At 69.2% G+C, this 22,561-nt stretch carries 19 protein-coding genes; 5 read left to right on the top strand and 14 right to left on the bottom strand.

The features are described 5' to 3' along the window. Window positions 1–159: 159 nt before the first annotated feature. Entirely contained in the window at window positions 160–3,468 is a 3,309-nt protein-coding gene (locus ACWDTS_RS26985) for an arabinosyltransferase domain-containing protein (RefSeq protein ID WP_450119386.1), read from the bottom strand. Window positions 3,469–3,532: 64 nt separating this feature from the next. Continuing rightward, complete coding sequence (locus tag ACWDTS_RS26980) at window positions 3,533–6,811, bottom strand: arabinosyltransferase domain-containing protein (protein ID WP_450119385.1); 3,279 nt, start codon at window positions 6,809–6,811, stop codon at window positions 3,533–3,535. 119 nt (window positions 6,812–6,930) lie between these two features. Between ACWDTS_RS26980 and ACWDTS_RS26975 the strand changes: the two genes are divergently transcribed. Continuing rightward, on the top strand, window positions 6,931–9,777 hold the full coding sequence (locus ACWDTS_RS26975; protein ID WP_450119384.1) for an FAD-binding and (Fe-S)-binding domain-containing protein: 2,847 nt from the start codon (window positions 6,931–6,933) through the stop codon (window positions 9,775–9,777). Between the two features lie 87 nt (window positions 9,778–9,864). Here the strand turns inward: ACWDTS_RS26975 and ACWDTS_RS26970 are convergent, their stop codons facing one another. From ACWDTS_RS26970 to ACWDTS_RS26955, 4 genes are all read right to left on the bottom strand, one after another. After that, window positions 9,865–10,314, bottom strand: a complete 450-nt coding sequence (locus ACWDTS_RS26970; RefSeq protein ID WP_450119383.1) for a hypothetical protein — start codon at window positions 10,312–10,314, stop codon at window positions 9,865–9,867. A gap of 212 nt (window positions 10,315–10,526) precedes the next feature. After that, complete coding sequence (locus ACWDTS_RS26965) at window positions 10,527–11,678, bottom strand: hypothetical protein (protein WP_450119382.1); 1,152 nt, start codon at window positions 11,676–11,678, stop codon at window positions 10,527–10,529. Next, complete coding sequence (locus tag ACWDTS_RS26960; protein WP_450119381.1) at window positions 11,675–11,950, bottom strand: hypothetical protein; 276 nt, start codon at window positions 11,948–11,950, stop codon at window positions 11,675–11,677. Before ACWDTS_RS26960 ends, ACWDTS_RS26965 begins: the two co-directional genes overlap by 4 nt. Next, window positions 11,947–12,267 (bottom strand): SAV_915 family protein, encoded by a 321-nt coding sequence (locus tag ACWDTS_RS26955; protein WP_248673819.1) that lies wholly within the window; start codon window positions 12,265–12,267, stop codon window positions 11,947–11,949. The genes ACWDTS_RS26960 and ACWDTS_RS26955 overlap by 4 nt, the downstream gene beginning before the upstream one ends. Window positions 12,268–12,392: 125 nt before the next feature. Here ACWDTS_RS26955 and ACWDTS_RS26950 point away from each other — a divergent pair, with 125 nt between their 5' ends. Further along, window positions 12,393–12,824 carry a DoxX family protein gene (locus ACWDTS_RS26950; protein WP_248673818.1) on the top strand — a complete coding sequence of 144 codons (432 nt, stop codon included), beginning with the start codon at window positions 12,393–12,395 and terminating at the stop codon, window positions 12,822–12,824. Here ACWDTS_RS26950 and ACWDTS_RS26945 read toward each other — a convergent pair. After that, window positions 12,802–14,754 carry an arabinofuranosyltransferase gene (locus ACWDTS_RS26945; RefSeq protein ID WP_248673817.1) on the bottom strand — a complete coding sequence of 651 codons (1,953 nt, stop codon included), beginning with the start codon at window positions 14,752–14,754 and terminating at the stop codon, window positions 12,802–12,804. The two genes, ACWDTS_RS26950 and ACWDTS_RS26945, sit on opposite strands and share 23 nt — an antisense overlap. Before the next feature lie 204 nt (window positions 14,755–14,958). On the opposite strand from ACWDTS_RS26945, the gene ACWDTS_RS26940 reads away from it, so the two are divergent. After that, entirely contained in the window at window positions 14,959–15,279 is a 321-nt protein-coding gene (locus tag ACWDTS_RS26940) for a hypothetical protein (RefSeq protein ID WP_197251588.1), read from the top strand. A 66-nt stretch (window positions 15,280–15,345) separates the two neighbouring features. Here the strand turns inward: ACWDTS_RS26940 and ACWDTS_RS26935 are convergent, their stop codons facing one another. From ACWDTS_RS26935 to ACWDTS_RS26925, 3 genes are read right to left on the bottom strand one after another with little or no spacing between them, the layout of a single operon-like run. After that, entirely contained in the window at window positions 15,346–16,107 is a 762-nt protein-coding gene (locus tag ACWDTS_RS26935) for a decaprenylphospho-beta-D-erythro-pentofuranosid-2-ulose 2-reductase (RefSeq protein WP_197251589.1), read from the bottom strand. Beyond that, complete coding sequence (locus ACWDTS_RS26930) at window positions 16,107–17,531, bottom strand: FAD-binding oxidoreductase (RefSeq protein WP_248673816.1); 1,425 nt, start codon at window positions 17,529–17,531, stop codon at window positions 16,107–16,109. The genes ACWDTS_RS26935 and ACWDTS_RS26930 overlap by 1 nt, the downstream gene beginning before the upstream one ends. A 50-nt stretch (window positions 17,532–17,581) precedes the next feature. After that, a complete protein-coding gene (locus ACWDTS_RS26925) occupies window positions 17,582–17,959 on the bottom strand; it encodes a VOC family protein (protein ID WP_197251592.1) in 378 nt (125 codons plus the stop codon). On the opposite strand from ACWDTS_RS26925, the gene ACWDTS_RS26920 reads away from it, so the two are divergent. After that, window positions 17,958–18,503: a GtrA family protein gene (locus ACWDTS_RS26920; RefSeq protein ID WP_450119380.1), complete on the top strand. Its 546-nt coding sequence runs from the start codon at window positions 17,958–17,960 to the stop codon at window positions 18,501–18,503. The two genes, ACWDTS_RS26925 and ACWDTS_RS26920, sit on opposite strands and share 2 nt — an antisense overlap. Before the next feature lie 117 nt (window positions 18,504–18,620). On the opposite strand, the gene ACWDTS_RS26915 is transcribed toward ACWDTS_RS26920, so the two are convergent. Genes ACWDTS_RS26915 through rfbA form a run of 3 tightly spaced genes read right to left on the bottom strand, consistent with a single transcriptional unit; the run spans window position 18,621 to window position 20,553 of the window. Then, a complete protein-coding gene (locus tag ACWDTS_RS26915) occupies window positions 18,621–19,094 on the bottom strand; it encodes a GtrA family protein (protein WP_450119379.1) in 474 nt (157 codons plus the stop codon). Next, complete coding sequence (gene rfbC, locus ACWDTS_RS26910) at window positions 19,091–19,678, bottom strand: dTDP-4-dehydrorhamnose 3,5-epimerase (RefSeq protein WP_197251594.1); 588 nt, start codon at window positions 19,676–19,678, stop codon at window positions 19,091–19,093. The genes ACWDTS_RS26915 and rfbC overlap by 4 nt, the downstream gene beginning before the upstream one ends. Window positions 19,679–19,680: 2 nt before the next feature. Then, window positions 19,681–20,553: a glucose-1-phosphate thymidylyltransferase RfbA gene (gene rfbA, locus ACWDTS_RS26905; RefSeq protein ID WP_197251595.1), complete on the bottom strand. Its 873-nt coding sequence runs from the start codon at window positions 20,551–20,553 to the stop codon at window positions 19,681–19,683. Between the two features lie 65 nt (window positions 20,554–20,618). Here rfbA and rfbB point away from each other — a divergent pair, with 65 nt between their 5' ends. Further along, window positions 20,619–21,635: a dTDP-glucose 4,6-dehydratase gene (rfbB, locus tag ACWDTS_RS26900; RefSeq protein WP_450119378.1), complete on the top strand. Its 1,017-nt coding sequence runs from the start codon at window positions 20,619–20,621 to the stop codon at window positions 21,633–21,635. Here rfbB and ACWDTS_RS26895 read toward each other — a convergent pair. Further along, window positions 21,593–22,561, bottom strand: coding sequence for an NAD-dependent epimerase/dehydratase family protein (locus ACWDTS_RS26895; protein WP_450108964.1), 969 nt, complete (start codon window positions 22,559–22,561; stop codon window positions 21,593–21,595). The genes rfbB and ACWDTS_RS26895 overlap by 43 nt on opposite strands.

Raw genomic sequence — 22,561 nt, 5'->3', positions numbered from 1 at the left:
TTCACCGTCGCCCGCTCGCGCCACAGCTCCCCGTCCTCACCGGAATCAACATCAACCACTACCTGTCTCAGGCAGGTTGACAACTACCGTACAGCACGAGCGGATTCGCACTCAGCGCGTAAACAGAAAGTCGGCCCGTACGGGCCGACTTTCGTCAGGTCACTCGTAGACGCGGAGGGTGCCCGGATTCCACAGGCCGGAGCGGGTGACCACCGTGGCTTCCTCCTCGGCGGGAGTCGCGTCCGGGTAGAACGGCGTGTACCGCTCGAGCGAACCCCAGTCGCGGGCCCAGTCGTCCTTCAGGTACGTCGGCACCTGCTGGGGGCGGGCCAGCACCTCGGTGAACCCGAGGGGGCCACCGAACTCGGCGGCCTGCCACGTGTCGGTCGACGACACCGCGAGCGGACGGTCCGGCAGGATCCGGTAGTTCGGCATCTCGGCGATGCCGTAGCGGTGGTCGAACGGACGCTGGCACGGGAACTGCAGGCCCACCGCCCAGTCCAGCAGCACCGGCTGCTCGGACCCGACGACCGAGTTGAGGGTCTCGAGCGTCGGCACGCGCGGCGGCGTGAACGCCAGCCACTGGTCACCGGTGAGGTTCGGGTCGTTCGCGACGATCCGCACCACGTTCGTGTCCTCGGGCAGGTCCGCGAGCGGCACCCGCAGGTTCCGCCACGTCGGGGCCGGGCCGATGTCGCGCGGCAGGTAGGTGCCCTGCACCTCGACCGTGCCGTCCGGCTGCCGGGTTCCGTACTCGACCAGCATCGACTGCCCGTAGGTGGTGGCGCCGGTGTCGTCGACGGACCAGATGCGGCCGGCCGCGGAGATCACGATGAGCGGTGCGTCGTCGCTGCGCTCGGGCAGCTGGTACCAGCTCGACGTGAGCATCGCCGGTTCCTGGATGCCGGTCTGGTAGCTGCCCAGCACCGGCGTGACCGCCGGGTCCAGACCGAACGGCAGCTTCGCGGTGCTGCCGTTGACGGTGCGCGCACCCGATCCGCCGGTGGTGCCGCCACCGGATCCGGTCTCGAAGGTCGGTCCGACGCTCTGGTTGTCGGTGTTGCCCTGACCCGGCTTGACCTCGACGTAGTCGGCGGTCAGGTCGGACGGAATCCCGTCGGGGCTGAAGCCGCGCGGTGCGGCGCCGGCCAGTGCGTCACCGTCCTGCGGCGGGTTGGCCGGGTCGATGATCGGTTCGAGCCGGCCTTGGTTGGGATCGACCTCGACGAGCACGTCGTCGGCGAGACCGCACGTCTGCCCGGCGAGCGCCCCGATGTTGGAGCGCGCCAGCGAGTACGCCGGATACTGCGAGACCGCGCCCTTGAGCAGCGACAGCACCTCGAACAGCACCATGATGCCCGCGACGACGGTCAGCGGTGCCGCGGCGAACGCGCGGATGCGCCGGCCCTTCGGCGACGTCGGTTTCTCCGGCGGCGGCGCGTAGCCCTCGCGCAGATACTGCCAGGCGACGAGCGCGAGGGACAGTGCGAACAGCACCAGGAACAGGGAGCTGGACTGGCGGCCGTTGAGCGAGACCGTCTTGTCGAACCACGGGATGCCGTAGCTCGACACGTACCACCAGCCGTTGATGCCCGCGAACGACACGGCCAGCACGAACAGCAGTCCGGCCAGGAAGATCGTGCGGTTGCGCCGCGACCGCAGCGCGCTGGCGGACACGACCACCGCGGTCAGTGCGCCGAGGGATCCGGCGATGCCCGCGTACGCCCCGAAGTGGTGGGTCCACTTCGTGGGGTTGAACATCATGAAGAAGATCGTGCCGAAGACGATGCTGATGAGCCGCCACGACGGGCTCACCGCGACGCCCGGGATGCGCCGGCGGCGCAGCAGCACCAGCAGGCACGTGAAGAGGCACAGCAGCATCGTGAGGAACGCGAAGCGGCGCGACAGCGACCCGTCGACGGTCTGCACCATCAGGTAGTAGTAGCGGAGGAAGTCGTTCCACCACTCCTCGTTGGGGCCGATGATGGTGCGCACGCGGGTGGCCTCGAGGACCGACGCGAGGGTCTGGTCGGAGAACACGACGACGAGCACCAGGGTTCCGGCGGCGAGGATCGGCGCCACCAGCGGCAGCGTCCCGACCTGGCGGTGGCGGCGCACGACGATGCGCGTCATGGGCCGGATACCGGCGAGCAGCGCGGCGATACACATCAGGCCGGTGGGGGCGGCGGCGAGCGTGAACGCGCCGACCAGGACCGCCGTCGCGGCGGGCAGCAGCCGGCCGGTGGCGATGGCCCGTTCGATGGAACACCAGGTCAGCAGGGCGCCGAGCGCGACGATCGGCTCGGGCCGCAGGCCGTTGTTGTAGGGCAGCCAGAACGCGAGGAACACCAGGCCACCGGTCCACAGCGCGATCCGGTTGGTCCGGACCGCCCGGCCGAGGCGCGGCACCACCTCGCGGCTGATGACCATCCAGCACAGCATCGCGGCGACCAGCGCGGGCAGGCGCATCCAGGGGCTGGCCGTCGAGATCTTCGCGAACACCGCGAGCACGTCGTAGTACCAGCCGAACGGCGCCTCGGGGACCCCGAACCAGCGGAAGTAGTTGGCCATGTAGCCGGAGTGCTCGGACGCCCGGGCCATCGTCAGCAGATAGCCGTCGTCCGAGGTGTTCGCGCCGAAGAAGTGCCAGCCGATCAGCGTGGCGAAGACCACGACGTCGACGCCGGTGAACTTCCACCACCGGGCGGGCAGGAACCGGCGGTGGCCGCGACCGTCCGTGCCGTCGAGTTTGGCGAGGGCACCCAGCGCCAGCGCCGTGAACAGGACCGCCAGGATCATCGCGAGCAGCTTCACGACCGTCGGGGACGACGAGAAGCGCGAGTCGACATCGACGGTGACGTTCAGCCCCGGCACGTCGGCGTTCAGGTCGCTGAACACACCGACGACGAGCGGACGCAGGTCACCGGTGAGTTCGCCGGCGCGGGGGTTGCCGTTCTCGTCGCTGAGGCCGACGAACTCGGCGGTGGTGCGGTCGACGTCGGAGAAGATCGTGATCTCGCGGCAGGCGCTCGACTCGACCTCGCTGCGCGGCGCGGTCGCGACCACGACGTTGCGGTCGAGCACGTCGACGTTCTCCTCGCCGACCCGCACGAACATCGCGTTGAGCGCGGCACCCTCGCCGTCGGCGGGTGCGGTCGAGAGCAGCATGCCGCCGCCGTCGGGCAGTTCCGAGACGGTCGTGCACGGCAGGGTCGCGGACAGTCGCAGCGGTACCTGCGACATCAGCGGTGAGGTGACCGCCTCGGTCGAGCCGTTCTGCGGCCACGACACCGTTGCTTCGGTGACCTTCACCGGCAGGAACGGGGTGGCGATCGCGAGCAGTGCACCGAGCAGACCTGCGACGATGGCGACGAGGCGCGCAGTGCGGTACTGCGCGCGCAGGTCGGTCACGACCGGTGGCCGCAGGGCGGCAGGAGGAACGGTGGTCGTCGTCACGTCGTCGGGCACGATTGTCGATGTTATCTGCCGGTGACCTGTGGCGACACGCCCCCTTACCTGGGCGTAGCCTGGGTCACTCGATCAGATCCGGAACACCGTCACGAATCGGACCGGGCGACCACAACCCGGAACGGGTGACTTCCGCGACCTGGATGTCCGCCGTCGTCGCGGTCGGATCGATCGGGCTGTAGCGTTCGAGCGAACCCCAGTCGCGGTCCCAGTCGTGGTTCAGATAGGTCGGCATCGTCTGCGCGGTCAGCAGCAGCGGGATCCAGCCGAGCGGGCCGCCGCCGATGTGGTCCTGCCAGCCGTTGGTGGAGTCCGCCCCGACCCGGTCCGGGAGGATCCGGAAGTCCGGAACCTCGGCGACCCCGTAGCGGTGGTCGAACGGGCGCTGGCACGGGAACGCCAGGCCGACGGACCAGTCCAGCAGCACCGGCGCCTGATCCCCGACCACCGTGTTCAGCGTCTCCAACTGCGGCATCCGCGGGGGCGTCACCGCGACCCACTGGCCGGGCGCGAGGTCGCCGTCGGTGACGACCAGGCGCACCGCGTCCGCGTCGGCCGGGATCTGTTCGCGCGGCACCCGCAGGTTCCGCCACGACGGGGCCGGCCCGATGTCGATGGGCGCGACCGCGCCGATCGGTTCGACGGTCCCGTCTGCGGTACGGCCGAATTCGAGCCGCACGTCCTGACCCGGGGTGATGACCCCGTCCGGGTCGACGTACCGCACGCGTCCGGCGGCGGTGACGACGAGCAGCGGCGTCGCGTCGGTGCGTTCCGGCAGGGCGTACCAGCCGGATTCGAGTTCGGCGCTCTGCTGCACGCCGGTGCGATAGCTGCCCAGGACCGGGGTGGTCGCCGGGTCCAGGCCGAACGGCAACGCCACAGTGCTGCCGTTGACACCGGTCTCCCCGCGACCGCCGCCGGTGCCGGCACCGGTCGAGGTGCTGGTGCCGCCCTCCTCGGGGTCGACGGTGTTGGCGCCACCGCTGGTGGTGGTTTCCGGGTCGGCGGTCAGGTCCAGCGCCACCCCGTTGGGGGTGAAGCCTTCGTCGCGGCCCGCGCCGAGCGCATCCGCGACGGACCCGTCGAGCGGAACCAGCGCGGTCGCGTTCGGATCGGTTTCGACGAGCACCTCGTCGGCGAGACCGCACCCGCCGGTCAGCGACGCGATGTTGGACCGGGCGATCGAGTAGGCCGGTCCCTGCGCGACCGCGCCCTTGACCAGCGACAGCACCTCGAACAGCACGACGCCCGCCGCGACCACGGTCAGCGGCGCGGACGCGAGAGCCCGCACCCGCCCGTTGCGGTCGGGCTTCGGGGTGGTGAACGGTTCGCGCAGGTGGAACCACGCGGCGACGACCAGCGCGACACCGGTGAGGGCGAGCAGCGCGGTGGAGAAGGCGCGGCCGGAGATCGACGGCGGCTTGTCCCACCACGGGATGCCGTAACTCGAGACGTACCACCAGCCGTTGGAGCCGGTGAACGCCATCGCCAGCACGAACAGCACCCCGGCCGTGAACAGGGCACGGTTGCGCGCCGAGCGGATACCCGCGGCGCCGACCCCGACCGCGGCCAGCGCCGCGACCGATCCGGCGAGGCCCGCGTACACACCGAAGTGGTGGGTCCACTTGGTGGGCGTGGCCATCATCAGCAGCAGCGACGCGAACACGATGCCGAGGATCCGGCGCGACGGACCGATCGCGGTGCCGGGGATGCGGCCCTTGCGCAGGATCAGCATCACGCACACGACCAGGCACAACAGCATCACGAACACGCCGAAGCGGCGGGCCAGCGACCCGTCCGGCGACACGGTGAGCAGCGCGTCCCAGCGCAGCCGCTCGTCGAACCAGTGCACGTTCGGGCCGACCGCGGACCGCACCCGGGTCGCCTCCAGCACCGACGCGAGGGTCTGGTCGGCGAACACCGCGACCATCACCACCGTCCCGGACGCGAGGATCGGGGCGAGCGGCGCGAACCAGCCGACCAGCTGCCGCCGCGACATGAGCGTCTTCACGAGCGGGCGGGCACCGGCGATCAGGGCCGCGACCGCGATGAGGCCGGTCGGTCCGGCGGCGAGCGAGAACGCGGCGATGAGCACCGCGATCGCGGCGGGCAGCATGCGCCCGGTCGCGATGGCCCGTTCGATGGAGCACCAGGTCAGCAGGGCGCCGAGGGCGATGATCGGTTCGGGGCGCAGGCCGTTGTCGTAGGGCAGCCAGAATGCGAGGAACACCAGCCCGGCCGTCCACAGCGCGATCCGGTTGCGCCGCACCGCGACGCCGAGCCGCGGCATCACCTCACGGCTGATGACCATCCAGCACAGGATCGCGGCGATCAGCGCGGGCAGGCGCATCCACATGCTCGCCGTCGACACGTTCGTCATCAGCACGAGCACGTCGTAGTACCAGCCGAACGGGGCTTCCGGCACCCCGAACCAGCGGTAGTAGTTCGCCATGTACCCGGCGTGCTCGGAGACCCGGGCCATGTTGAGGATGTAGCCGTCGTCGGAGGTGTTGGCGCCGATGACGTGCCACACCAGCAGGGTGCCGACGACCACGACGTCGACGACGGTGATCCGCCACCACCGGGCCGGCAGCACCCGGCGGGCACCACGGCGATCCACCCCGTCGATCCGGTGCAGCGCGACGAGCGAGAGCAGCGTCGCCAGGACGCACACGATCATCGCGACCTGCTTGACGATCGTCGGCGTGGAGGTGAAGCGCGAATCGAGCTCGGCGCGCACCGACAGTCGCTCCGCAGCCGGCCCGGTCGTCAGATCCTGCGCGGCGCCCTGCAGGTCCGTGAAGATCCCGACCATCTGGGGGCGCACATCGCCTTCGACGGTCGTGACGGGCTCGTCACCCGGGCCGACGATCTCCGCGGCGGTCCGCTCCGCGTTGGCGGCGACGGTCACCGCCGTGCACGGCTGATCGGTCGGAGCCGATACCAGCACCGAATTGCGCAGGACCGCCTCGATGCTGCCCGGGGCGCCGTCCCGGCCCGGCACCGACCGGATCACCAGCGCGTTCTCGGTGGCGTCGGGGGCGTCCGGGGGAACGGTCGAGACGAGGGTGCCGCCGTCCTCGCCGAGCAGGCCCACCGCCGAACACGGGACGCTGACGCGCAGCTCCAGCGGCGAGTACGTGATGAGGGGGACTTCGAGGTTGGTGAGGCTGCCGTTCTGCGGCCAGCTCACGCTCGCGGATTCCTGTTTCACCGGCAGGAACGGCAACGACAGGGCGAGGACGAACCCGAGCAGCCCGGTGACGATCGCGACGATGCGGGCCGTGCGTACGGTCACGCCGGTAGAAGCGGTCGTTTCGGGCGAAGGGGAATCGGCGGGCACAAAGGTCGATGCTAGGCGAGTACGCGGCAGCGGGGGACCGTGCCTGTTCAGCAGCACCTGCGCGGCACGCGCCCGGATCGCGCTCGAGCCCGCGAGACGTCGGACTAGCATCGTCCGGTATGGCCCGCGCGACCGATCCCGTCGACGCACCGCCCGCCCGAGGCGGGGCCGGGCCGCTGCACGACGGAGATCTCGTCGCGGCGCTGCGTTCCGCGGGCGTCGCCGAGGTGTGCGGCGACACCACCACCCGGGCCCTCTACTCCTCCGACGCGTCCCTGTACCGGGTACCGCCGCTCGCGGTCGTGCGGCCCCGTGGCGCCGACGAGATCGCCGCGGTGCTGGCGGTGTGCCGCGAATACGGTGTCCCGCTGACCGCGCGCGGCGCCGGCACGTCCGTCGCGGGCAATGCCGTCGGGACCGGTGTGGTGATGGATCTGTCCCGGCACCTGAACGAGGTGCTGGAGGTGGATCCGGCGACGCGTACCGCGCGGGTCCAGCCGGGCGTCGTGCAGGCGCAGCTGCAGCGCGCGGCAGCTCCGCACGGACTGCGCTTCGGCCCCGACCCGTCCACGCACAACCGCTGCACCATCGGCGGGATGATCGGCAACAACGCGTGCGGAGCGCGCACCCTCGGCTACGGGCGCACCGTCGACAACGTCGTCGGCCTCGAGGTGATCGCCGGGACCGGGGACGTTCTGTCGCTGCCGGGCGCCGGGTCGCTGCTCGAGCAGTTGCGGACGGTCGCGACCGGTCATCTGGCGACCATCCGCACCGAATTCGGCCGGTTCGGGCGGCAGGCGTCCGGTTACGCGCTCGAACACCTGGCCCCCGAGAACGGATTCGACGTGCGCCGCATGTTCGTCGGCAGCGAGGGCACCCTCGGTGTGGTCACCGAGGCGACCGTGCAGCTGGTCGCCGACCCGCCGGTGCGGACGCTGGTGGTGCTCGGCTATCCGGACATCGCGGCCGCCGGCGACGCCGCGCACGGTGTGCTCGCATTCGGTCCGACCGCGTGCGAGGGGCTGGACTCGCGGATCGTCGAGGTCGTGCGCACCCGGCGCGGTCCCGGTGCGGTGCCCCCGCTCCCGCGCGGCGCGGCGTGGCTGTTCGTCGAACTGTCCGGGGACGAGGCCGGGGAGGTCCGGGCCCGCGCTGCGGCGCTGGAGAAGGCCGGGGGAGCGGTCGACTCGCTGCTCGTGGAGGACGCGGTGCGCGCGGCCGCGTTGTGGCGGATCCGGGAGGACGGTGCGGGACTGGCCGGACGCAGCCCGGCGGGCCTGCCCGCGCACGCCGGGTGGGAGGACGCGGCGGTCCCGCCGGAGCGGGTCGGTGCGTATCTGCGCGAATTCGAGTCGCTGCTCGAGGGGTACGGGATCACCGGGTATCCGTACGGCCATTTCGCCGACGGCTGCCTGCACATCCGGCTGGACATTCCGCTCGAGGTTCCCGGACTGCTGCGGGAATTCCTTTTCGCGGCAGGACAACTCGTCGCGTCGTACGGAGGGTCGATGTCGGGGGAGCACGGCGACGGCCGCGCCCGCAGCGAACTGCTGCCCCTGATGTACTCGCCTGCGGCACTCCGGTTGTTCGGTGCGGTGAAGACGGTGTTCGATCCCGACAACATCCTCAACCCGGGGGTGCTCGTCGACCCGGCACCGGTCGATCGTGACCTGAGAGTGCCTGCCGCACAGATCATCCGGAAGGACCTGGCGTTCCGGTACGAGGACGACGACGGTGATTTCACCCGCGCCGTGCACCGCTGCACCGGCGTCGGCAAGTGCCGCGCCGACACGACCGCGACCGGCGGGGTGATGTGCCCGTCCTATCTGGCGACACGCGAAGAGAAGGACTCCACCCGCGGGCGGGCGCGGGCGCTGCAGGAGATGCTCAACGGCGGTCTGGTAACCGATTCGTGGCGCTCCCGCGAGGTGCACGAGGCGCTCGATCTGTGCCTGTCCTGCAAAGGTTGTGCTTCCGACTGTCCCACCGGCGTCGACATGGCCACGTGGAAATCCGAAGTGCTGTACCAGACTTACCGGAACCGTCCGCGCCCGGCCGCTCACTACTCGCTGGGACGGTTGCCGCGCTGGGCGGCGTTGGCGAGCCGCGCCCCGCGCCTGGTCAACGCCGTGGCGCAGATGCCCGGGGTCGCGGCCGCCGGGTTGACGGTAGCCGGACTGGATCGACGACGCAGCGTCCCGCGGTTCGCGACGCGCACGTTCCGGCGCTGGTTCGCCGACAGCGCGGCCTCGCGGTCGCGGACGGGTGATCCGGTGCTGTTGTTCGTCGACACCTTCACCGACTACTTCACGCCGGAGGTCGGGATTGCCGCCGTGCAGGTGCTCGAGGCGGCCGGATTCCGGGTGTGTGTCACCGAGCGGCAGCAGTGCTGCGGTCTCACCTGGATCACCACCGGACAGCTCGACGCTGCACGAAAAATACTGGGCCGCACCGTCTCCGAGCTGTTCCGCATAGGGGTGCCGATCGTCGGGCTCGAACCTTCGTGCACCGCCGTCCTGCGATCGGACACCGTGGATCTGCTCGGGTCGCAGTCGGCGCGGGTCGTCGCACGGTCCACGGTGACGCTGGCCGAACTGCTCGCCGACCGGCCGCTGCCGTCGCTGGCCGGCACCACCGTCGTCGCGCAGCCGCACTGCCACCATCACGCCGTGATGGGCTGGGACACCGACGCCGACCTGCTGCGGCACGCCGGTGCGAACGTGACCCGGCTCGGCGGATGCTGCGGTCTTGCAGGGAACTTCGGCGTCGAGCGCGGCCACTACGAGGTGTCCGTCGCGGTCGCCGGGCACCAGCTTCTCCCGGCGGTCGAGGCGGCGGCCGACGACCACGTCGTCCTCGCCGACGGCTACTCGTGCCGCACCCAGATCGCCGATCTCACCGATCGTCGCGGGCTGCACCTGGCCGAGCTCCTCGCCTCCCGCATTCCCCCGTCCTCCGGGTCCTGACCTGAGCCTCCGCCGAGCGGGAGGTTGTGTGCGATATTCCCGAGGATTTCGCGCACAACCTCCCGCTCGGGTGGTCACAGGCCATGTTCACCAGAGTCGTCTTCTGTCGACGCGCTTTCTGGTGGGGCGTGGTCCGAGTTCGTATGGGATTCGGAGGATTCGGCGGGTCTTGGCGTCGATGTCGCAGTTGCCCGACGCCACCGAGTGCAGGATGCCGTTGTAGACGAGGTCCCACAGGTCGGGGTTGCCTTGGATGTCGCTGATCTTGAACGAGCGTATTTCGTTGCCATGCACGTCTTTCAGCCGTAGGACGCGGGAGTATCCGTCGGCGGAGAAGCGGACGCGCGTGAGGTGGTAGGTGTCGACCCAGCTGCTGCGCCATTGCACCCAGGTGGCACCTGCGGCGGTCCAGACATTTCCGTACGTGCGGAACATCATCCATGCGCCCGTAGCGATGATTAGCCACGCGCCCCACCAGTGGATCCAGCGGAGATCACCGTTGGTGATGGTGAAGAATGCGATCGTGATCCCCGCCATGAGGATGGCAGCGGTGTACTGATCGCGGACGGTCGGCTGGATCCATTCGAGCGTGGGGCCCAGATGGTCCGGTGGTTCGGGTGGGTTTCGCGGGTGCCGGTCCGTCGGCGTGTGTTCGGTTCCGCGGTGGATTCTGGGTGCAGAGGGTGGACGAGGTTGGCCGGTGATCGGGTCGGGGACCGGGGGCAGGTCGGATATATGCATGATGTTCCTCAGAAGAGATTGCCGACCCAGCGCGCTGCCGAACCGGCAGCGCCGGAGATGTCGTCCCAGTGTTCGATCACTTCACCGACACCGAACGCGACACCGACTCCCGCGCCGACAGCGAGCAGCGTGACGGGTCCGCCTGCAGCACTAGCGAGGATCAGCTCGGTTGCTATGGTTCCCGCAACGAAACCGCCGACGTCTTTGGCGACTGCTTTCACCGCATCCCCGGTAGTTTCGGCATTTGCGACATCGCTGAAGGTCTGAGCCCCGGTCAGAATTAGTCCAGCTACCGGGATCTTAGATCCGAGTGACGATCCGATTGGCAAGAAAGTGTCCAGGTTCCTGCCGAGACTCTGTACAAATCTGTTGCCTCCAAGTCCTGCGAGCAGCCGGGAGTTCTCAGCAGCAAAACGAGCGGCGTCGTCGGCACTACTCTGGAATGCACGGATTGCCCTGGCGGCGGTCGCTTCCGGATACGGATCGCCCAGTCGAGCAGCTTCCGCTGCGAGTTCACGGAACCGGGACAGCATCGCCGCCCGATCCTCTGCAATCGGACCCCATTTCTTCAATTCGTTGAATGCGGTTCCGATGTATCCGGTGACGATGAACGCCAGGAGCCAACCCCATTGCGCCTCGGCGTCCTTCAGGATCGTGGTCGGTCCGCGGAGCGCCTCCGCGAACCTGCTGTGCGCCGCGCCCTCGATTTCGCGACCTTCGGCAACGAGCTCGAGCGCGGCGTTGTATGCCGCCACCTGACGGGCGCGAAGGACCTGCGGTGCAACGTCGTACGAATTCGGATCGATCTCGATCGGTTCACCGATGCCGATCCCGAACTCCACCGGCAGACCTGCTTCCGCCGCGGTAGTTTCGGCCTGCGTCATGCGGGCACGAGCGGTGACGAGCTGGTCGGCGAAGGTGCGCAGGGCGGTGGCGATCGCGTCGGTTTGGTCGGCGACCTCGGTGGTCCCGGAGATGATGCTGTCCAGGCGTTGTCGGAACTCGTCACCGGTGGTGCCGATGAACTCGTGCTCCGACTCGGTGCGACCTGCGCGAGCCGACGCCAGTTGCCGGTTCACGCCGGCAGCGAGAGTGGCCAGCGAGTCGGCGCAGGTGTAGCACGTCGCGGGGTCGCCGAAGACCCGGGTGTCGATGCTCATCGCTGGCCGCCCTGGGCGATGTTCTGCGTGTTCTGTGCTTCGAGTGCCTGGTAGTCGCGCAGATTGTTCTGGGTGAGATCGGCTGCGTTGGCCAGCGACCGCACGGCCAGATCCAGCGCAGACGCGAGCGCACCCAGGGATTCCGCGAGCAGCGCGGTGGATGCTCCGGCGTCGGGCAGATCGGCACTCTCGGAGCCGAGTTCGTTGATCCCGTCGGCTCCGGTGGCCAGGTGCCGGGCCACCGCGTTGAGATCCCCGATTTCGATGCTCACGAGGCGTCCGCCCGTCCGAGCGGGTCGCGCAGCCAGCTGCGTGGCTGCGTGTACTCGTCTTCCGACGGGGGAGGGGGCGGTGGTGGCTGTTTGCCGTCGAGGAGGACGACGTCGTAGCCGGTGGTGCGATGGATTTCCTGCAACCCGGCGCTGTCGACGCCCATCCACGCCTGGCGTGGGCCGCAGCAGCGGGTCAATTCCGGGAGGGAGGTGTACGCGGGCAACGCCAATCGGCCGTCGGGCAGTGCCCGCATCTCCAGCTGAACCTGCCCTGAACCGTCGCGCCGACGGGTCGGCACATACAGAATTTCCCCCATCGAATCCCCCGATTCCGCCGCACCCCCGTACGACCTGCCCGGGACGATACCGCAACCGCGATGAGTTTCCGTGCGCTGCCCGGTCTGTACACGCGACCGTACTGATGCGACCTCAGGAGACCGTCATGACCTCGACTTCTACGTTCACGAGCACCGCCCCCGCCGATGGTGCGCCGTCGAAAGGCGCCCGGATCGCCGGGCTGATCGTCAGCGGACTCGTCGTGCTGTTCCTGCTCTTCGACTCGGTGATCCACGTGCTCAACACGTCCCAGGTGCAGGAGGCCATGGCCGACCTGGGATTCGATCCGAGCCTCAACCGCGTGTTCGGCATCGTGCTGCTCGTGTGCCTGATCGCGTACGTGGTTCCGGCGACCTCGATCCTCGGTGCCGTGCTGCTCACCGGCTATCTCGGTGGCGCGGTCGCGACGAATCTGCTGACCGAGCAGCCGATCGTGAGCACGACCCTGTTCCCGATCTACACCGGCATCTTCGTGTGGGGCGGCCTGTGGCTGCGCGACCTCGGGGTCCGGCGGATCATGCCGATCCGGCGCGGGTGACCACGACGAACGGGCCGACCTCGGTCACCGTGAAACGCGGATCGTCGAACAGCGCCTTCGGGAACGTCACCGTGTAGCGACGCACGTTCGGGTCGTTCGGGTACACGTCTTCGGCCAGCCGGAGCGTGTACCCTTCGGCGTTCTGCCGGAACACCACCGCGTCGGGGGCCCGCCACGGCGCGGCGTCCCATGCGGCGAGCAGTTCGTCTGGGGTCTCGAGTTCCGACCATTCGGCGATCGCCGCGGCTCGTGCCGGGAAATCGGCGAGGGGATTCGCGTAATGCGAAGTGAGAGCCTGGAATCCGTAGTACGGGTAGTAGGCGAGGAAGGTGGTGTCGGCGGTGAGGACCACGATGTCGTGGCGGTCGCGGCCGAGCTGCGAGGTGATGGTCTCGTCCACTTCCGCGAAGTACGACGCCGCGCCGGGCGGTCGCTGGTCGGCGCGTTCGCCGTTGCCGTCGGTGTCGGTGTAGGCGACGGTGATCTCCCCGGCGAGGACCTGCGGGATGTTCTGGGTGAACGCGACCGCGCCGAGCGCGCCGACGGCGACGAGGGACCAGCGCACCCGCGGATTGTCGCTGCTGGCCAGCACGATCCAACGGGTGAAGTCGACGAACGCGAAAGTGCCTGCGGCGCCGAGCAGCACCAGCAGGATCACCTCGAGCCGGAACGCCAGGAGCGTGGTGCCGACGGCGGTCAGCGCCAGAGACGCGAGGTACCACAGGTATACGGCGACGACACCGAGCCCGAGTGCCTGCGCCCGCCGCGACGACGATGCCCGGCCGACGAGCCACACGGTGCCGAGCAGGCACAGCAACCCGATGAGCGAGGCATGGAACATCGGCAGCGGCAGGCGCGCACCGGCTTCGGGCAGGTAGTGGGTCGCCGTGCCGGACCCGGCGAGTTGCGCACCGCCGAGCACCTCGAGCAGGAACGGTAGCCACACGATGAGCGCGACCACGACCGCGATCGCAGCCATGACGGCCAGGCGGACGACGACGGGAACTACCGCCCGCCACGTGCCGGCCGCGCGCCACGCGAGCGCTGCGGCCACCACGGCCATCACCACAACTGCGAACGCGGCCAGCCCCAGGTAGAGGGTGTAGAAGGTGGCGGCCAGGCCCAGGAACAGGCCGGTCCCCAGCACGGCGCCCCATCCCTGCCGCGTCCCTTGCGGTGTGCCTTTGTGGCGGTCAGGGCCGCCAGAAAGGCACACCGGCGCGAAAGCGCCCCACGCCAGCACCAGGGCGGCGGGCAGCAGCAGCGCGATGATCGCCCCGTACGGCTCGGGGGAGCCGTAGGCGAGCACGATCGCGGTCGTCGCGGTCGCGACGAGCACCGCCAGATCCGACCGCACCAGCTCCGACCACAGCACGACGGCCACCGCCGCCGTCACCGCCAGTGACGCGATCGCGTACGGCTTGAACGCCTCCCAGCCGTCCATGCCGAGCACGTTCGCGACGCGACCGCCCACCCAGAACCAGCCCGCCGGATAGAACGGCGGCAGATCCGCGTACGTCATGTCGTGCAGCGCTGCCGAATCCGTGAACCGCGTCAGGTACTCGGTGCGGAACTCCTGGTCGACGGAGACGCCGTGCAGATACAGCTTCGTCGCGGCAAGCGGCATCCCCAGCGTCGCCGTCACCAGGCCCGACAGCCCGGCCCACGACAGCACCCGCGCCACCCACGGCCACCGGCGCCGCCGCAGCATCCACACCGACACCGCGAGCACCGCCAGCGCCGCGACCTGCAGCACCGTCGTGATCGCCTGCGTCACGTTCGACGAATTGAACGCCGGCCACTGCACCCGCGCGAACGCGAACAGTCCGACCGCGGCGACCACTGCGGCGACGACTGCGGCGCACGCGAACTGCGTGAGCGCCGAGACGACGCGGCGTGCGGGGGCTACTTCGGAAGCGGTGAGCACCATCCGAGCATAGGGGGACGCGTGGTGCCGCCCGCGGCGCGGCAACCGCAGATTCGAGTAGTGCCAACGCTGGCCTCGAGCCCACCTGACCTTGCATGCTGGATGGAAGCGACGGTGGCCGGACACGCCACCGGCAGGAGCATGTCCGCCATCGCGTCAGGGGGTCGCCCGGAAACACCGGGTGAAGTCGAACGGAAGGCTGGACTCATGAGACGAACATCCGTGCGCGCGTTGTTCGCTGCACTCGTGGCAGCACCGCTCCTCGTGGCCGGGGCCGCACAGGCAGCGGCAGACCCGGTGATCCTGCCGGGACCTCCCGGAGGCCCCATCGACGGGAATTTGTCCGACAACGAAGGCGTCGAGTCCTATCAGTGCGTCATCGTCGGGCAACCGGGCGTCGGCTACGCGTCGAACGCACCAGGTCAAAGCGGCGACGTGAACGGCGTCTTCACCAACGAAGGTTACGTCAACCACGCCTGTTACGGGCTGAACGACGGATTCTCGACCGGAGTCGGCTACCTGCAGTAGAGACGCGACCGCCCCGCCGGATATCGAACCCGGCGGGGCAGCGGTGAAAAAGCGGTGAAAAGAACTCTAGACCGGCAGCTTACGGAAGATCGCGCGCGGGATGTGCCGCAGCACGACCATCACGAAGCGGAACGGCCCCGGCGCCCACACGATTTCCTTGCCCTTGTCGGACGCGGCGACGGCCAGCGCGGCCACGTCCTCCTTGTTCACGGTGAGGGGCGCTTCCTTGACGTGGGCGCTGAACTTGGTGCGCACCATGCCCGGTCGCACCACGGTGACCTTCGGCCCGAACGGGGCGAGCGCCTCACCGAGACCGAGGTAGAAGCCGTCGAGACCGGCCTTCGTCGAGCCGTACACGAAGTTGGCGCGCTTGACGCGCTCCCCGGCCACCGACGACATCGCGATGATCCGGCCGAAACCCTGCGCCTTCATCTTCTCGCCGACCAGCACACCGACCGACACGGACGCGGTGTAGTTGACGTTCGCGACGAGCACGGCCTTGCGCTGGTTCTGCCACAGTTCCTCGGGGTCGCCGTCGAGCGCGAACGCGACGATCGCGATGTCGACATCGCCACCCGCCCACGCCTCGTCGATGACCTTCGGGTGGCTCTCGGTGTCGAGGGCGTCGAAGTCGACCAGGTCGACCTTCGTCGCGCCCGCGGCCTTCACCTGGGCGACCGCGGACTCGCGCAGCGGATCGTTCGGCAGCGCCGCGAGCACGACGCGGGCCGGTGCCTTGCGCAGGTACTCCTCCACGATGGCCAGGCCGATCTCGGAGGTGCCACCGAGCAGCAGCAGGGTCTGGGGGTTGCCGACGGCATTGATCATCAGTGGAGTTCCAACCTTCTGGACATATCGGAGGCGAAGACGTTGGTGGGGTCGACCGAGCGGCGGACCTTGAGCCACTCGCCGATGCGCGGGTACATCGCGTGGAACGTCTCGGCGGTGGTGCGCGAATCCTTCGCCGTGTAGAGACGACCCCCGAATTCGAGGACGCGCTTGTCGAGCTCGGTCACGAACTCGTTCAGGCCCGCCTTGATCGGGAAGTCGACGCAGATGTTCCAGCCCTTCATCGGGAAGCTCAGCGGCGCCTTGTTGCCCTCACCGAACAGCTTGAACACGTTGAGGAACGAGTAGTGCCCGGACTTCTGAATGTCGACGATGATGCGCTTGAACTCGTCGACGGCCTCGGGCGGCACCACGAACTGGTACTGCAGGAAGCCCTTGGAACCGTAGGCGCGGTTCCACTCACCGAAGAGGTCGAGCGGGTGGTAGAACTGCGTCAGATTCTGGACCTGGCCGGTGGCGTTCTTCGTCTTCCGGTAGTACAGCTCGCCGACGATGCTGAAGTCGAACTTGTTCGCCAGACCGTTCGGGAAGACGTCGGGGAGTGTCAGCAGGGTCGGCGCGTTGAACCGCAGCGGATCCTTCTGCAGCTTCTTCGGCAACTGATCGAGCTTGGCCAGCGAACCGCGCGACACGGCGGCACGGCCGAGCTTCGGCGGCGCCGAGATCGCGTCGAACCACGCGCTCGAGTAGTCGTAGTTGTCCTCGGAGCCGTCGCTGTGGAGGGCGATCGTCTCGTCGAGACCCGAGGTGCGCACGCTGTCGGCGATGAAGTACGCCGTCTCGGTCGGCGTCATCTCGATGGTCGCGCGCAGGATGATGCCGGTCAGGCCCATGCCGCCGACGGTCGCCCAGAACAGCTTCGAGTTGCGGCCGCCGGGGGTGATCGTGCGGACCTGGCCGTCGGCGGTGAGCAGATCCATGGAGCGGACGTGGTTGCCGAAGCTGCCCGCGCTGTGGTGGTTCTTGCCGTGGATGTCGGAGCCGATGGCGCCACCGATCGTGACCTGCCGGGTGCCCGGCAGCACCGGAACCCACAGGCCGAACGGCAGCGCGGCCTTCATCAGCTGGTCGAGGGTCACGCCCCCGTCCACGGTGACGAGCCGGGAGTCCCGGTCGATCGTGTGGATCTTGTTCAGCGCCGTCATGTCGACGACGAGGCCACCGGCGTTCTGCGCGGGGTCGCCGTAGGAGCGGCCGAGGCCACGGGCGATGACGCCGCGACGCAGGTGCGCCGGCTTCGACTCGTTCTGCTCCGCGACCCGGGCGACCGCTGCGGCGATCAGCTCGACGTCGGGGGTGGACAGCACTTCCGCGGTGGTCGGCGCAGTGCGCCCCCAGCCGGTCAGAGTGCGGGTCTGGGTTGGGAGCGGCGCAGTCGCCTGCTCTGCAGCTGTCGTGGACATCGGCATAGAGGCTACCCGCGCGTCCGGGCAGGTCCGCAAGATGCCGTTTGTCACCCGCCGTACGGTCGCGTGATGATCTCGAGGCTGTGACCGTCCGGATCGTTCCAATACACGCCGCGCCCGCCGTCGTGCGTATTGATTTCGCCGGACCGTCGGTGCATCGGATCGGCCCAGTACTCGAGGCCGCGTTCGCGGATGCGTCCGAAGATCGCGTCGAAGTCGGATTCGCCGACGAGGAAGGCGTAGTGCTGGGGCCGGACGGGCCCGCTGTCGCTCATGAAGTCCAGCGAGACGTCGTTGTCGACCTGCACGACCAGGAACGGGCCGAACGGTTTCGGGGCGGCGAGCCCGAGGATGTCGGCCAAGAACCGGGCCGAGGCGTCGCGGTCGCTGGCGTGGACGATGGTGTGGTTCAGTTCGACGGCCATGCCCCGATCGTGCAACCTCGAGTCGGCTCGAGGTCAAGGCCTGCGTGACCTGGGCGTTATTCTCGACGTCGTGCCCGAAACCCACGACGTGTCCGAGCCCGAGCACCGGGCACCCCTGCCGGTCGAGATTCCCGTCACCGAGAACATCGCGGACGAAGCTCTCGACCTGAAGACCCAGATCGTGCGGTTCGTGCTCACCGGCGGGCTGTCGGCGATCGTCGACTACGGCCTGTACGTGCTGCTCATGGCGCTCGGCGTCACCCGCGACCTCGCGAAGGCGATCTCCTTCGTCGCCGGCACGACGACCGCCTACCTGATCAACCGCCGCTGGACGTTCAAGGCGGAACCGAGCCGGGCGCGGTTCGTCGCGGTGGTGATCCTGTACGCGGTCACGTTCCTCGCGCAGGTCGGGATCAACCGTCTGCTCAACGAGTCGCTGCCCGACCAGTGGTGGCGTATCCCGTTCGCGTTCGTCGTCGCGCAGGGCACGGCGACGGTGATCAACTTCGTGGTGCAGCGCGCGGTGATCTTCCGCATCCGCTGACCCCGGTCTGCCCTGCCGTGACCGAGCGAATGTATCGCTCGTCTCCTTGGATCGACTGAGCGATACATTCGCTCGGATACGAGGGGCGCGCGGCGCGCTCGAAATCTGCGGGGCCGCTCAGCCGCGCTTGGCGCGGCGGAAGGAGAAGTCCCGGTAGCCGAAGAAACTCGCGGTCGCCGTCACAACCGTGATCGCGATCTGCGACGGGATCGGCGGGAACCCGAGCACCGAGACGGCCACGGTCATCAGGGCGAGGTTCAGCAGGAACGCGCTCAGGTTGACCGTCACGAACCGCCACAGGTCCCGCAGCACGTGTCCGCGCACCCGGAACACCAGGTAGCGGTAGGTCGAGAAGGCACACAGGACGTTCGACGCGTAGCCCGCGACGATCGCGAAGTGGTAACCGAGGGTGTCGCCGACGGCGAGCTGCCAGACGATGAACCACGCGGTGCCCAGCGCGGTGTTGAACGCGCCGACCAGCAAAAACGCCACCGCCTGGTTCCGGAACAGGCGCATGAGCGGGCCGGGCGCCCCCGACATCCCGCCGGGTGCGCGGACAGGATCGGGAGCGGACACCGGCTTCGCACTCACCCCTGGAACCGCGGCAGCGAACCCGCCGCGACCGCGTCGGCCAGCGACGGGGCCGCCTGGTCCTTCGCCGAGAGTTCGTAGCGCAGCGGTTGTCCGTCGCGGCCCGTGGTGGGCCAGTCGATGCCGATCTGCGGGTCGAAGGGGTTGATCTCGTGTTCGCGCTCGGGGTTGTAGGTGGTCGAGCACAGGTAGGCGACGGTCGAGCCGTCGGCGAGGGAGCAGAAGGCGTGGCCGAGACCTTCGGTCAGGAAGATCGCGCGGCGGTCGACGTCGTCGAGCAGGACCGCGTCCCACTGTCCGAAGGTGGGGGAGCCGACGCGCAGGTCGACGGCGACGTCGAGCACCGCCCCGGCGACGCAGGTGACGTATTTGGCCTGGCCCGGCGGGACGTCGGCGTAGTGGATGCCGCGCAGCACCCCGGCGGCGGAGACCGAGCAGTTGGCCTGCGCCAGCTCGAGTGGGCGACCGGCGGCGTCGGTGAAGGTGGGTTGCTTGAACCACTCGTAGAACACGCCGCGGTCGTCACCGAACTGGCGAGGGGTGATCTCCCAGGCCCCGGGGATCTTCAGTTCGCGGTAGTGCACCGTCAGTTTCCTTCCCGGTCGAGCAGGTCGAGCAGATAGCTGCCGTAGCCGGACTTGACCAGCGGCGCGGCCAGGGCGCGCAGGTCGTCGTCGGTGATGAAACCGAGTCGCCACGCGACTTCTTCGGGGGCGCCGATCTTGAGGCCCTGGCGTTGCTCGATGGTACGGACGAAGTTGCCGGCGTCGAGCAGTGAGTCGAAGGTGCCGGTGTCGAGCCATGCGGTGCCGCGGGGGAGTACCTCGACCTGGAGCCGGCCGGCCTCGAGGTAGGTGCGGTTGATGTCGGTGATCTCGTATTCGCCGCGGTCCGACGGACGCAGGCCGCGGGCGATCTCGACGACGTCGTTGTCGTAGAAGTACAGACCGGGAACCGCGAAGTTCGACTTCGGGGTGGCGGGCTTCTCCTCGAGCGACAGCGCCCGGCCGTCGGCGTCGAACTCGATCACGCCGTAGGCACTGGGGTCGGAGACGCGGTAGGCGAACACCGCACCGCCGTCGAGGTCGGCGAAGCGGGTGAGCTGGGTGCCGAGCCGGGGGCCGTAGAAGATGTTGTCGCCGAGGACCAGGGCGGCGCCGCCGTTGCCGATGTGGTCGGCGCCGAGGACGAACGCCTGGGCCAGGCCGTTCGGTTCCGGCTGGACCTTGTAGGTCAGGTTCACCCCGTAGCGGGAGCCGTCGCCGAGTAGCCGCTGGAACTGCGGCGCATCCTCGGGGGTCGTGATGATCAGGATGTCGCGGATCCCGGCGAGCATCAGCGTCGACAGCGGGTAGTAGATCATCGGTTTGTCGTAGACCGGAACGAGCTGCTTGCTCACTCCCAGCGTGATCGGATGGAGCCGAGACCCGGTGCCGCCGGCGAGAATGATTCCGCGCATGAGGGACAGTCTCCCATCCCGGGGCGGACGCGAACCAACGAGCGCGCCCCCGGTAGGGTTGCCGCATGCGGCTGCTCGTCACCGGCGGTGCCGGATTCATCGGCGCGAACTTCGTGCACCAAACCGTCGCCGAACGCCCCGACGTGCAGGTGACGGTGCTCGACAAGCTCACCTACGCCGGTAACCGCGCGTCCCTCGACCCGGTCGCCGACCGGATCCGTTTCGTGCAGGGCGACGTCGCCGACGCGGACCTCGTGGATGCGCTGGTGGCCGAGTCGGACCTGGTGGTGCACTTCGCCGCCGAATCGCACAACGACAACTCCCTCGCCGATCCGTCGCCGTTCGTGCAGACCAATCTGATCGGCACGTTCACCCTGCTCGAGGCGGTGCGCCGGCACTCGGTGCGCTACCACCACATCTCCACCGACGAGGTGTACGGCGACCTCGAACTCGACGACCCGGCGCGGTTCACCGAGGCCACCGCCTACAACCCGTCGAGCCCGTACTCCTCTACCAAGGCGGGCTCGGACCTGCTGGTCCGGGCGTGGGTGCGCTCGTTCGGGGTGGCCGCGACCATCTCGAACTGCTCGAACAACTACGGGCCCTATCAGCACGTGGAGAAGTTCATTCCGCGGCAGATCACCAACGTCATCGACGGCGTCCGGCCCAAGCTGTACGGCACCGGGGAGAACGTGCGGGACTGGATCCACGTCGACGACCACAACCGCGCGGTGTGGACGATCATCGACAAGGGCGAGATCGGGCAGACCTACCTGATCGGAGCGGACGGGGAGACGAACAACCGCACCGTCGTCGAGACCGTGCTCGAGCTGTGCGGCAAGGACCGTACCGACTTCGATTTCGTCACCGACCGGCCCGGCCACGACCTGCGCTACGCCATCGACGCGACCCGGCTGCGCACCGAACTCGGCTGGGAACCGCGCTACCGCAACTTCCGCGAGGGTCTGGCCGCAACCATCGACTGGTACCGCAGCCACGAGGACTGGTGGCGTCCGCAGAAGGACGCGACCGAACAGGCCTACGCCCGCTCCGGCGAGCGCACACTCGGCCGCGCCGACTGACCCATCGCGCGTCGCGTCGACTCCAGCGTCGCGGCGATCCCGGCCGGCAGCGGCCGATGGCTGCGACGGTCCAGCTCCGGCCACACCACCGACCGTAACCGCAGGTCCCGGCCCTGCACCGACGCGAGCGGCGACGACGCCAGCACGACATTGGGGCGGCGTCGGAACACCGTGCGGCAGGCGCCGAGGATCGCGCCGATCGTCACCGACCGGCCCGACGCGAAGATCTTGGTGCTCACCCCGCCCGGTTCGGCCTCCGCCCGGTCCAGCGCGTCGGCCACCATTTCTCCCGCGTCGGCGACGAACAGGTAGTCCCGCAGGGTGTCCATCGAGACGTAGATCGAGACCGGCGTCCCGGTGAGATAGCCGCGGCACAGGTGCGAGATGAGTCCCTGCGGCTTGTCCAGGTTCTGCCCCGGCCCGTACAGGTTCGCGAAGCGCCCGATCACGGCGGTCGCGCCGGTCTCGCGGGCGAAATCCGTGATGACGGCCTCGGCGGCCAGCTTGGCGTGTCCGTACGGACCGAGCGGGGCCGTGGGGGTGTGCTCGGAGTGCGGCGCGCCCGTCGCGGCCGCGTACACCCCACCCGCCGACGACGCGTGGAACACCGTCCCGTTCTCGGCGCTGCCGCCGGACGCGCGGGCGAGGCCGTCGAGCACGTCGCGGAGCAGGTCGTTCTCGGCCGCGAAGGCTTCCGGAGTCGTCCCGTTCACGCCCGCACCGGCGCACCACGCGACCCGCCACCGTCCGCCCCGGGTGCTCCGGACGAACCGGTCCGCATCGGCCAGCAGCACGGATCGGGCCTGCTCCGACTCTTCCCACGGCACCGTGCTCGTCGTCACCGGGACGTCGCGGCGACGCAATTCGCGGGTCACCCACGAACCGAGCAGTCCTCCGCTTCCGACGACCCAGGTCGGTGCCGGCAC

It is taken from the genome of Rhodococcus sp. NPDC003383, from assembly GCF_053589115.1.
The sequence above is the reverse complement of the archived record's forward strand: the minus strand, read 5'-3'. Positions and strand labels throughout refer to the sequence as shown.